The sequence below is a fragment of the Cupriavidus sp. WS genome (assembly GCF_000395345.1).
GTDB lineage: Bacteria > Pseudomonadota > Gammaproteobacteria > Burkholderiales > Burkholderiaceae > Cupriavidus > Cupriavidus basilensis_B.
Map to the genome: position 1 here is coordinate 1 of NZ_AQPL01000686.1, position 1663 is coordinate 1663.

Consider the following 1663-nt stretch of genomic DNA (forward strand, 5'->3'; position numbering starts at 1 on the left):
CGGCGAAATGGGTTGCGGCAAGACGACCGTCGGCATTGCCACGGCCGCCGTGCTCAACGCCGAAGGGTATCGCCGCACCCTGGTGCTTTCGCCACCGCACCTTGTTTACAAGTGGCGGCGCGAGATCCAGGAGACGGTAGCGGGCGCCAAAGTGTGGGTGCTCAACGGGCCGGATACGCTCGTCAAGCTCATCAAGCTGCGTGAGCAGTTGGGTGTCCAGCCCACGGGTCAGGAGTTCTTCGTCCTGGGCCGCGTGAGGATGCGGATGGGCTTTCACTGGAAGCCTGTCTTCACCCAGCGGCGCACCCGTCACGGCGACGTGGCGGCCTGCCCGGACTGCGGCACGGTCATCACCGACCTCGACGGCGAGCCGGTCAACCCTGCCGCGCTCGAAGCCGAGGAATACCGCAGGAAGTGCAGCCACTGCGCCGCGCCCCTGTGGACGCTGATTCGTCCGCGAAGCATGGCCGGTAGCGACCAGTCCTCGGCCGTCCTCAAAGCCTTGAAGCGCATCCCCACCATCGGGGAAGTCACCGCGCAGAAGCTGATGCAGAAGTTCGGCGACGGCTTCCTGGCCTCGATGCTCGGCGACAACATCCATGAGTTCATCAACCTCATGGACGGCAACGGCGAGCTGGTGTTTTCCGACCGTCAGGCCACGCGCATGGAGCGTGCGATGGCCAATATGGAGTTCGGCTTCGGCGAGGGCGGCTATCAGCCGTCCGAGTTCATCAAGAGGTACCTGCCGCAAGGCACGTTCGATCTGCTCATCGCTGATGAAGCGCATGAGTACAAGAACGGCGGTTCCGCACAGGGTCAGGCCATGGGTGTGCTGGCAGCGAAGGCTCGCAGAACCTTGCTGCTGACTGGCACGTTGATGGGCGGCTACGGCGACGATCTGTTCTACCTGCTGTTCCGAGCACTGCCTGGACGGATGATCGAAGACGGCTACCGCCCGACCACGAGCGGCAGCATGACCTCCGCCGCCATGGCCTTCATGCGCGACCACGGCGTACTGCGCGATATCTATTCCGAGAGCACCGGCACGGCGCACAAGACGGCCAGGGGCACCAAGGTATCGGTGCGCACGGTCAAGGCTCCCGGCTTCGGGCCGAAAGGAGTCTTGCGGTGCATTCTGCCGTTCACGATCTTCCTCAAACTCAAGGACATCGGCGGCAATGTGCTGCCGCCGTATGACGAGGAGTTTCGTGAAGTCCAGATGGACGTGGCGCAAGCCGCGGCCTACCGCGACCTGGCGGGTCGGCTGACCGCGGAGCTGAAACAGGCTCTGGCGCGACGCGATACGACGCTGCTGGGTGTGGTGCTCAACGTGCTGCTCGCCTGGCCGGATTGCTGCTTCCGATCGGAAACCGTGGTGCATCCGCGCACGCGCAACACCTTGGCGTTTGTCCCGGCTCAGTTCAACGAGTTCGAGATCAGCCCCAAGGAGCGTGAGCTGATCGACATCTGCAAAGAGGAGAGGGCCCAGGGCCGCAAGGTCCTGGCCTATACGGTCTATACCGGCACGCGCGACACCACGTCGCGCCTGAAGGTGTTGCTGGAGCAGGAAGGCTTCAAGGTGGCGGTGCTGCGCGCGAGCGTGGACGCCAGCCGCCGCGAGGACTGGATCGCCGAACAACTGGACCGTGGCATCGACGTGCTC

1 protein-coding gene is annotated in these 1663 nt (G+C 64.2%); it reads left to right on the forward strand.

All coding sequences use genetic code 11. The features are described from left to right. The coding region (locus K206_RS0136535; RefSeq protein WP_020207153.1) for a hypothetical protein at window positions 1-1663 on the forward strand (1663 nt) is incomplete at both ends.